The organism is Staphylococcus sp. B1(2026) (genome assembly GCF_058895785.1).
Genome location: NZ_JBZXTS010000047.1, coordinates 1 through 9,677, shown reverse-complemented (window position 1 = coordinate 9,677; position 9,677 = coordinate 1). Strand labels below are relative to the sequence as shown.

Sequence of the window (9,677 nt, the reverse complement as noted above, 5' to 3'; positions counted from 1 at the left end):
ATTTTGAACTACGCAATAGATACAATGAGATTAAGATGACGAAAAGAAAACTATTTGAAGCTATTTAATTAGGGCAGTTACAATTAAAAAATAGAATCGTCATGTCCCCAATGTTAACTTATGAAGCACCACAAAGTATGATTACAGATTTTCATAAAGTTTATTATAGTGCAAGAGCAATTGGTGGTGTTGCATTGATTAATATAGAAGGTACAGCTATTTCTAGCGATGGCCGAATTACAAAAAAGATTTAGGGTTATAGCATCAACAGCAAGCGGATACTTTAAAAGAATTAGTGACACTTATTCATCAATTCGGTAGTAAAGTTGGTATTCAATTAAATCATGCAGGACGTACAGCAGAAGTTGGTGAAAAATTAATTGCACCATCTTGTATTGCATATAATGATGAAATAGGTGTACCTGAAGCATTAACTACTAAAGAAATTGATGATATTATAACAATGTATCGTCAATCAGCTCAATATGCAACGCAAGCAAATATAGATTTAATTGAAATTCATATGGCACATGGTTACTTGTTGCATTAATTTATTTCTCCTATAACTAATCAAAGAACTGATGATTATGGAGGTTCACTAGAAAAACGTTTTAAAATTGTTAAACGTATAATTAATGCAATTAAAGAAGTTTATCAAGGTGCATTGTGGGTAAGTATATCAGGTGATGAATATGTAGATAATGGCACAACGATTGAAGAACTTATTCAAATTGCTAAATGGTTAAAAATTGAAGGTATTGATTTAATTGATGTGTCTTCTGGTGGTCTAGTACCTGTAGTTGAAAAAGCAACGATCATCAAACAGTAAGCAAATATAGCTGTAGGTGTTGTTGGTTTGTTAAATGATCCAAAATTAGGAGAATTTTTATTACAAACGAATCAAACAGATATTATTAGTTTAGGTAGACCTTTGTTAGCCAATCCAAATTGGCTATTAAGTGCGTCTGATATTTTACGTGCAACAGATGATATTAAAGCCTATAATAATGCGTATGAACGTGGTAGAATAATTTAGTATGAAAAGCATTAAGAAATTTTGAAAAATTTTTTAATGCTTTTTTAATTTGTTGAAAGAAAATATAATTTCTTTGTTTATTTATATAGTGAGTCATATTTTTTGTACAGTTAATAAAAAGGAGAACATATGAAAAAACGAAACAAATGGATAAAGCTATCATTAACGGTGGCTTTACCACTTATAATTTTAATTATCTTTTTAGCAAATGGAGGTTGTGAAAGAATGTTAGGCTATCCTAGTAAAGAAGCCATGATAAAAGTATTAGAAACACAAGAAGCGAAAAATATATTTGAAGACTTAATTAAAAATGTCGATGCTCAAGCCTATACGGATGCAGGTATTATTAAAAATTATGAACTAGATCATGAAAGTGTGGAATGGAATCCAATGGGTGGCATTAATTTTACATTAATTATTAATCATAATAAAAATATGTATGTTGGAGGCGTAATGAATAAACAAGATGATAAATTACGTATGGGAGGTTATGGTATTGCAGGGAAATTAGTAGATTTAATTGAAAAAAATAAAAAAATCCTGGAGGAGAAAGCGAGTGAATAATTTAACAGATGAACAAAGACTGTATCTCACTCAACAAGAATATAAAATATATCAAGTAACAGATGCTGTACCACTACCTAAATTATCTATTCCTTATGGTTACGTTTCTGAAGTGATCGATAATTTATCTGGACTGCAAGCTTATATCATTACTGATATTAAATTACCAGCACAACCTACAAAAACTGACTTGAATAAAGTTTCTGAAATTACTATTTTATATCGTGGTTCTTCAGCATCATTTGGGTCATTAGAAGAAACAACTGATACAATGATGGACTGGATAATGAATAATGTTGAATTAGGTTGGAGAATAGCTTTACATGGGACAGGGACAGTTGAGATATTAGATGGTATAGGTACTATACAGTTAGAAGATGCAGCTAATTTATTAAATGAGAGTTTGGTGAAATACCCTAATGCTAAAGTGAATTTATATGGACATTCATTAGGTTCAATGAATGGACAATTTGCAGTATCAAATACGACAGATATTAACAGAGTACAAGGTGCTTATTTCTTTAATGGACCTAACATACACAGTATATTGAATGATAAGCAAAAGAAAAAGGCACAAAAGATTAAACATAAAATATTCAATTATGTAGATATGAATGATATTGTTGGTTTAGGATATGTAGATAGTACTTTTGGTAGTCTTGATAAATTGAAAAATTCCTCTATAGGTCAAGTTATAGAAATTAATAGTCAACGCGTGCCACTTAATCATGATGATTCAACTATTGATAGATTGGCACAGCATAGTTTCGGTGGTTATTTAGTTGATAAAAATGGCAATTTCATTCATAAAGATGGCACATTAGTTGATCCAGATAATAGAATAATTAAAATTGATATTAATGGTGATAACAAGATTGATGTAGACTATAGTCAACTAGATTTTAATCCAACAAATTTATTTTATTCATCAAATAAAATTGTTTCTACTCATGAAATGATTAAAGTTAATGCTGGATTGTTACGTACATTATCTTGAAATATTAGTCATTATGTAATCAATGATATTGATATGATGCATAGCATTGCTTTATTATGCCAAACAAAGAATCAACAAATACGATGAAATTTTTCACAACGTAAAATAGATATTTCTGAAAGTATTAAAGAACAATTTAAAATTTCCAGAGTGCCATCAGTGATAAATATGTTGCATGATTCTGTGGAACAAATTATTGATAAGAAATATTTAATCAATAGATTAACAGAAAGTAGTAAATTAGAGATGTACCGTTTTACATCTAATCAATTGCCGCTTATACATGGACATATTTTTCAGCCAGGACCATACAATATTTTATTAGAAAGAATGGCAACAGACGCTAAAACTTTATTGTCGCATTGTCGAAAAGAAGATGGTAACGGTAAAATTATAGGTAGAAGTATCTTTACCAAACAACCTTGTTTATTGGTATCGTGGCAAATTATAGAGGATACAAGTCAGCGTTTGTTAAAAATGAGTGATCAAATTTTTGAAGGTGAAGGTTTGCGTACAGGAAAAGAAGATGGTATAAGCCAAGCTTTAGAATTGGTTTTTAATACACAAATGAAAAATTTATCACAATTAAAAAGTTTATTAATGAATATGAGTGATCTATTAAATGCTTTAGCAAATAATTTTGAACAGATGGATTATTGGTTAGGTCAAAATTTAAAAAATGGTCGAGTTAAAGACTTTGTAACGACAGCAACACTACCATCCACTTATCAAATATATTTACAAAAAGAAATAATTTTTGATGATGTGAAAGATGTCATTCAAGCCTTTGATCGTCAAGTTGAGATGAGAAGTAGAGAATATGCTAGTTCAGTTTCAAAATTATATCATCAAGCTTTTGAAAGTTTTGAGCATGATTTGTTAAAATGGTTAGATTTAATACAACCATTTTTAAATATATTAAAAGGTATAATGCGTTCATATAATGAAATGATTGAAGTTGAAATGCAGCACGAAGGCAAACATCCACAAAGACATTATTGGGGAAGATTAGAAACATTGTATCCTAGTTATATAAGAGAGCATATTGATAGTGCTTATAAATTGTTAAACCCAACAACAGATAAAATAATAGAAGCTTTATACATATCACAATATGCTAAAAATGAACTTTCTTCATTACATTTTTCACTAAAAAATATTATCGAGAAAGGTGTTTATAATGCTTTTGATTTAGATGAAATTGTTCAAAGTCAAAAAACAATAATTAACTTAACTTCAAAAATTCAAGCAGAGTTAGGCTATGTTAAAATGACAATACAAAACAGTATGTCAGGTAGAACGATGACAACTTTATGTATGACTTTAGAAAAAGTGATGACTATATTAAATAATTTTGCTTCTTTAACGGTGGATTGTTTTGGTGATAATTAAATGGATTAAACTATAATAAAACAAGATGATTAAAGCAATTTCTAATTCATTGTCTTATCATCTTGTTAAGGTTAATTTATTTCTTGCAGTGATTTAACTAGTAATTGACCGACTTTGCGTGGAGAAAATGGATTTTGACCAGTAATAATTCGTCCATCTTGAACTGCAAAATTTGCAAATGCATGTTTACGAATATAATTTGCACCACGTTTTTTTAATTCAGTTTCTGTTAAGAAAGGCATTTTAGAATAAGTACCATTTAAACGTTCTTCAATGTTTGCAAAACCAGTGATCGTTTTATCTTTAATTAAATATTGATTATCATGAGTTTTTAAATTTAATAAACCTACGACACCATGACAAACACTTGTAATGTAACCACCCTGATTATAAATATTCATGGCAATGGTTTGTAAAGCTTTATTATTTGGAAAATCCCACATTACACCATGACCACCAGTATAATAAATGGCACAATAGTCTGATGAATTGATTTGATCAGGGCGTAATGATTGTGCTAATGCAGCATGTTTGAAATGTTCGTTATGGTACCAGTGCCAATCAACAGCTTTTAGAAAATATGATTTCAAACTATGTGGATCAATAGGTACATAACCACCTTTTGGACTTACAAAATCGACTTCAAATCCAGCTTTAATAACTTCTTCGTAAAAATGAATAGCTTCACCTAGCCATAAACCTGTGGCTTTAGAGATTGTTTCATATTTTTCTATATTTGTTAAAACGATTAAAATTTTATTTGACATTAGTTGTCTCCTTTAATGTAATACTTATCAACATTTAAATGTAGCATTCATTGTAACTTACAGATAGAATATTATCTAATATTATTATCGATTATATGAAATTGCTAGAAAATGATAATCTTGTCAACTTTGTTGAAATGCTAGAGATAATATTTAAAACATGATAAAATTAGATGTTAATTATTAAAAGGAGCATAGCCAGTGACAAAATTAAAAATACAAGAAGTCATTATTGTTGAAGGACGTGATGATACAACAAGATTAAAAGAAGCAGTAGATTGTGATACGATTGAAACGAATGGTTCTGCTCTGAGTAAATCTACGATGCAACAAATTCAACATGCCATGAACAAACGAGGTATTATTATTTTTACTGATCCAGATTATCCTGGTGAGCGAATACGTAGAAAAATAGTAGAAGTTATTCCTAATGCGAAACATGCTTTTTTACCGAGACATTTAGCTAAAGATACGCAAGGTAAAATAGGTATCGAAGCAGCTAAAACAGCAGATATTATTCAAGCATTACAAGTAGTTTATACTGTAGATACAAGTGATACTATTGAAGTTATAAGTCAACAACAATTGTTGGCAGATGGTTTAATTGTAGGGCATAATGCACATGCCAAAAGACGTCGATTAGGTGAATTATTACATTTAGGTGATATGAATGGTAAACAATTAATGAAGCGATTGAAAATGTTTCGTATTAGTTTAGCTGATTATCAACAGGCAATACAAATTATAAATAAAGAAGATAAAGGAGATGACTATGAATCATCAACATCGTGATATAGCTACACCAACGAGAACTTTTGATATTTTAAAACGTTATGATTTTAAATTTAAAAAAAGTTTAGGTCAAAATTTCTTAATAGATACAAATGTGTTAAATAATATTATTTCAAGTGCAGAGATAGATGATCAAACAGGTGTCATTGAAATTGGTCCAGGAATTGGTTCTTTAACAGAACAATGTGCTAAAGTAGCTAAAAAAGTAGTTGCATTTGAAATTGATCAAAGATTATTACCTATTTTAGATGAAACTTTGTCACCTTATAATAATATTACTATTCTTAATGAAGATATTTTAAAGGCTGATGTCAATCAAGTCATTCAACAATATTTCAAAGATTGTAATAAAATTATGGTTGTTGCTAATTTACCTTACTATATTACAACACCTATATTAATGAAATTGTTAGAAGATCAAATACCAGTAGATGGTTTTGTTGTGATGATGCAAAAAGAAGTTGCTGATCGTTTAACTGCGAAACCACAAACGAAGGCTTATGGTTCTCTTTCAATTGCTGTACAATATTATACAACTTGTCAGACTGAATTTATTGTACCTAAAAATGTTTTTACACCTGCACCTAATGTAGATTCTGCAGTAGTAAAATTAGTACGCTATCCTCAATTACCTGTAATTGTTCAAGATGAACAGTATTTCTTTGATATTGTTAAAGCAGCATTTGCACAGAGACGTAAAACATTACTTAATAATTTACAGGCTTATTTTGGTAAAACGTATAAATCTGAAATTGAACAGGCCTTACTTGAAGCTAAAATAGATGGTAAGCGTCGTGGTGAAACATTAACAATTGAAGAATTTGCTCAATTGGCTGATAAACTACAAAAAAATGTGCAATAATAAAAAGGGTTTTGCAACCCTTTTTATTTAAAATATTTTTCTATTACTTTAACAATGCCATCATTGTGATTACTATCAGTGATATCTTTAGCAATTAATTTAACTTCATCTACAGCATTGCCCATGGCAATCCCCATACCTACACTTTGTAGCATTGTTATGTCATTAAAACTATCCCCACAAGCAATCATATTTTCTAAAGGTATGTTAATTATCTTACTCAGATGTTGTAGTGCTGATCCTTTTGAAACATGTTGCGGCATAAATTCTACATAATTATCATTTGAACGAGTAATACTATATTGATCTCCAAAAACTTCTTTAGCATGATGAAAGACTTCGATCATTTTATCTGTACTATCAAAAAGAATAAGTTTAGGTAAATTATTTATATTAATATCTAAAATATCATTCACTTTCACAACGGTCATATTTTTAACTGTATACTCCATATCAGCATGACTATTATATTTTTCTATGTAAATATATTGATCTTTAGCTGTAATTAAACTAACTTGATGTTGATGTGCAAATTGTTGAAGTGCAATAATGTCTGGTTGCAATAAACTTTGTTGATAAATAATTTGGTTATTATTTGCTTGAATAATCTCAGCGCCATTATATGCTATGAGATGACTATGAAATTTATCTAATTGTAATGTGTGTGCTTCTAATAACATACCATAAGTTGCACGACCAGAAGCTAGAATAACGGGAATACCTTTTTGTTGTAATGAAATAATTGCGTTTTTTGTGTTGGTTGAAATAGTTTTATCTTGTCGTAATAAAGTTTCATCCATATCTAAAATGAGTGCTTGATACATTTTTCTTTTATCTCCTATAAGTTTATTTTTGATGTTGTTTAATCGCACTGTAACAAAATACGAGGACACCTATCCAAATAAATATAAATGCGATTAAAAGTTGAGTATTTAACTGTTCTTGGTAAATGACAATACCTAAAATAAATTGTAATGTAGGTGGCATATACTGCAAGATACCTATTAAGTAAAGTGGTATATTTTGTGCGGCTTTAGCAAATAATAATAAAGGTACAGCAGTCATAATACCTAGTAATAACCAAGCGATTAATGATAGTGTGTTTAATTGAGATAATGGAAACATAGGCTGACTTATTAAATAAATAATGGCTAAAGGTGAGATGATTAAAGTTTCAAGTAATAAACCAGTAGTAATAGATAGATTAATTTGTTTTTTACATAATGAATATAATCCAAATGAAATAGCTAAACTTAATGCAATCCAAGGTAATTTACCTAAATAAAATAATAAATAAATTAATGCTGCACTAACCCACAGACAGGCAAATATTTGTAGACGTGATAATCTTTCTTTTAAAAAGATAACGGCTAATATAATGGTTACAATAGGTGTGAGATAATAACCAAAACTAGCTTCCAATACTTTATGTTGTTGAATTGCAATGACATAAGTGAACCAATTAATAGTAATTAAAAAAGAGGCACTAATGATATAAAAAATTGTTAGGGGTGAAGCTAATAATTGTTGTATTTCTAATTTAGTTTCATTGTATTTACGCAAAGTTAAAATTAATAGTATCATAAAAATGGCTGAAAAAATGATACGATAGATAATAATCTGTACAGTTGGTAGTTGATGAAGTAATGAGAAATATATAGGTAAAATTCCCCAAATGAAATAACAAATGAAAATGGCAATAAAACTTTGACGTGATGAATTCATAATAACTCCTTAGATAATTGATGAAAATATCATAGCAAATAAACTGCAATAAAACAATGTGAAATCTTTGTGATTTAATCAATTTCACCTTTTGCGAACGTTGTTATATCAATGTTTCGTTATATTATTATATTTGCTTTATCTAAATGAATATATTAGAATAAATACTAGAGAAATTAATAAAGAAATGGGTGAGTAAATGCCTAAAGGTGAAGGAAAAGTTATTGCACAAAATAAAAAAGCAAAACATGATTATTTTATAGAAGAAACGTATGAAGCAGGGATGGTATTGCAAGGAACTGAGATTAAAGCCATTCGTCGTGGTAGAGTCAATTTAAAAGATAGTTATGCACAAGTTCGTCAAGGGGAGATGTATATTTTTAATATGCATATTTCACCTTATGAAGAAGGTAATCGTTTTAATCATGAACCTTTACGAGAACGAAAATTGTTGCTACATAAAAAGCAAATTTTGAAACTTTTAGGTATATCAAAAGAAAAAGGTGTGACTTTAGTGCCTTTAAAATTGTATTTAAAAGATGGATATGCAAAATTATTAATCGGTGTTGGTCGTGGTAAAAAGAACTATGATAAAAGACAAACATTAAAACAACAAGATGCAAAAAGACAAATTGAACGCGCATTAAAATCAAGATAGGAGAAAACTGATGAATAAATGGTATGTTACAGATATGGATGGCACTTTTTTAATGTCTAATAATCAATTACATGAACAAGCAGTCAAAGTAGTAAAAGAAATGACAGCTAGACAGCTACCTTTTTATATTGCAACAGGTAGATTAGATCTAATGATAAGATCGTATTATAATGAATTAGAATTAACTGTGCCAGTAATTTCTTGTAACGGTGCGTTAATTAGAAATTTATCTACAAATGAAATCATCGATAGTACACATTTCAGCTATGATGAAATAGCAATAATTGTTCAAATTATAAGAGAGGTTAATTTAGATTATCATATTTACACACCACAAGCGGTTTATGGTGAAAAACATACTGGACGTATTGCTTATTTATCTGAATTTGAAGCTAATTATCCAACAAATTTACAAACACCTCTAGTTGTTACGGATAATGTTTTAGAATCTATTATGAAAAATAATGATTTACCTTTAAAAGTATTAATTATTGAACAAAATCGTGATAAAGTATTACAAGTCTATCATCAACTTATGAATTCACTACAAATTGAAGGTACTTTTTCAGGTCCAGGTTTGTTCGATATTATGAAAGAAGGTATTTCAAAAGGAGCAGCTCTAAAAAAAATAGCGCAGTACTATAATTATCAATTAGAAAATTGTGTAGCATTTGGTGATAACGATAATGATTTATCAATGTTACAACTAGCAGGTACAGCCGTTGTGCCGGATAATGCACATGACAACATTAAAGCTATAGCTAATGAAATTATTTTAAGTAATGATGAAGGTGGCGTAGTTAAATATTTAAAAAAAGAGTTAAAAATAACTTGACTGCTCTTAGTCAAGTAGACAATCAAAAAATAAAAAATAATTAAATATT

At 29.0% G+C, this 9,677-nt stretch carries 10 protein-coding genes and 3 pseudogenes; 10 read left to right on the top strand and 3 right to left on the bottom strand.

What is annotated here, in order from left to right; all coding sequences use genetic code 11:
• Nucleotides 1–80: 80 nt before the first annotated feature.
• From AC5EAH_RS06940 to AC5EAH_RS06915, 6 genes and pseudogenes are all read left to right on the top strand, one after another.
• Nucleotides 81–254, top strand: a pseudogene (locus tag AC5EAH_RS06940) (oxidoreductase); the annotation flags it as partial.
• A 26-nt stretch (nt 255–280) separates the two neighbouring features.
• Nucleotides 281–829: pseudogene (locus tag AC5EAH_RS06935) on the top strand (oxidoreductase); the annotation flags it as partial.
• A 27-nt stretch (nt 830–856) separates the two neighbouring features.
• The gene (locus AC5EAH_RS06930; protein ID WP_493494049.1) at nt 857–1,036 is read left to right on the top strand and encodes a hypothetical protein; all 180 of its coding nucleotides are present in this window, start codon (nt 857–859) and stop codon (nt 1,034–1,036) included.
• Between the two features lie 129 nt (nt 1,037–1,165).
• A complete protein-coding gene (locus AC5EAH_RS06925) occupies nt 1,166–1,600 on the top strand; it encodes a DUF1310 family protein (RefSeq protein ID WP_493494048.1) in 435 nt (144 codons plus the stop codon).
• Nucleotides 1,593–2,597, top strand: a complete 1,005-nt coding sequence (locus tag AC5EAH_RS06920) for an Mbeg1-like protein (protein ID WP_493494047.1) — start codon at nt 1,593–1,595, stop codon at nt 2,595–2,597. Before AC5EAH_RS06925 ends, AC5EAH_RS06920 begins: the two co-directional genes overlap by 8 nt.
• Before the next feature lie 99 nt (nt 2,598–2,696).
• A pseudogene (locus AC5EAH_RS06915) lies at nt 2,697–3,989 on the top strand (SA1320 family protein); the annotation flags it as partial.
• A gap of 71 nt (nt 3,990–4,060) precedes the next feature.
• On the opposite strand, the gene AC5EAH_RS06910 reads toward AC5EAH_RS06915, so the two are convergent.
• The gene (locus tag AC5EAH_RS06910) at nt 4,061–4,756 is read right to left on the bottom strand and encodes a type 1 glutamine amidotransferase domain-containing protein (protein WP_493494046.1); all 696 of its coding nucleotides are present in this window, start codon (nt 4,754–4,756) and stop codon (nt 4,061–4,063) included.
• Between the two features lie 201 nt (nt 4,757–4,957).
• Between AC5EAH_RS06910 and rnmV the strand changes: the two genes are divergently transcribed.
• Both rnmV and rsmA read left to right on the top strand, forming a co-directional pair.
• A complete protein-coding gene (rnmV, locus tag AC5EAH_RS06905) occupies nt 4,958–5,548 on the top strand; it encodes a ribonuclease M5 (protein ID WP_493494045.1) in 591 nt (196 codons plus the stop codon).
• Entirely contained in the window at nt 5,529–6,410 is an 882-nt protein-coding gene (gene rsmA / locus AC5EAH_RS06900) for a 16S rRNA (adenine(1518)-N(6)/adenine(1519)-N(6))-dimethyltransferase RsmA (protein ID WP_493494044.1), read from the top strand. Before rnmV ends, rsmA begins: the two co-directional genes overlap by 20 nt.
• 23 nt (nt 6,411–6,433) lie before the next feature.
• Here rsmA and AC5EAH_RS06895 read toward each other — a convergent pair whose 3' ends face one another.
• Both AC5EAH_RS06895 and rarD read right to left on the bottom strand, forming a co-directional pair.
• Nucleotides 6,434–7,234: a Cof-type HAD-IIB family hydrolase gene (locus tag AC5EAH_RS06895; RefSeq protein WP_493494043.1), complete on the bottom strand. Its 801-nt coding sequence runs from the start codon at nt 7,232–7,234 to the stop codon at nt 6,434–6,436.
• 22 nt (nt 7,235–7,256) lie between these two features.
• Complete coding sequence (gene rarD / locus AC5EAH_RS06890; protein WP_493494042.1) at nt 7,257–8,135, bottom strand: EamA family transporter RarD; 879 nt, start codon at nt 8,133–8,135, stop codon at nt 7,257–7,259.
• Nucleotides 8,136–8,334: 199 nt separating this feature from the next.
• On the opposite strand from rarD, the gene smpB reads away from it, so the two are divergent.
• Together smpB and AC5EAH_RS06880 are read left to right on the top strand one after the other, a co-directional pair.
• A complete protein-coding gene (gene smpB, locus AC5EAH_RS06885) occupies nt 8,335–8,793 on the top strand; it encodes an SsrA-binding protein SmpB (RefSeq protein WP_493494041.1) in 459 nt (152 codons plus the stop codon).
• 10 nt (nt 8,794–8,803) lie between these two features.
• Nucleotides 8,804–9,628, top strand: a complete 825-nt coding sequence (locus AC5EAH_RS06880) for a Cof-type HAD-IIB family hydrolase (RefSeq protein ID WP_493494040.1) — start codon at nt 8,804–8,806, stop codon at nt 9,626–9,628.
• Nucleotides 9,629–9,677: the final 49 nt, after the last annotated feature.